The sequence below is a fragment of the Aquitalea sp. ASV15 genome, from assembly GCF_016429115.1.
GTDB lineage: Bacteria > Pseudomonadota > Gammaproteobacteria > Burkholderiales > Chromobacteriaceae > Aquitalea > Aquitalea magnusonii.
Window position 1 is genome coordinate 1 of record NZ_JAELTZ010000139.1, and the last position, 401, is coordinate 401.

Sequence of the window (401 nt, forward strand, 5' to 3'; positions counted from 1 at the left end):
CCCCCCCCCCCCCCCCCCCCCCCCCCCCCCCCCCCCCCCCCCCCCCCCCCCCCCCCCCCCCCCCCCCCCCCCCCCCCTAATGCCCCCCCCACCACCGCGATCTACACTGTTGTTCGTTCGTCGGCAGCGTCAGATGTGTATAAGAGACAGGCCCTGGCGACGGCCGGCCCGGCCATTGGCCAGCTGCTGCAGCATTTGCGCAGCCGGCATCCGGAAGCCGGCCCGCATTACTGGGGCTGCCGCAGCTGGCCCTGTCTCTTATACACATCTCCGAGCCCACGAGACATTAACAAGGATCTCGTATTCCGTCTTCTGCTTGAAAAGGGGGGGGGGGGGGGGGGGGGGGGGGGGGGGGGGGGGGGGGGGGGGGGGGGGGGGGGGGGGGGGGGGGGGGGGGGGGG

The 401-nt window shown here is 75.3% G+C and carries 1 protein-coding gene; it reads left to right on the forward strand.

All coding sequences use genetic code 11. The features are described from left to right. On the forward strand, window positions 1-401 hold a 401-nt coding region (locus JHD64_RS22100), incomplete at both ends, for a hypothetical protein (protein WP_233170653.1).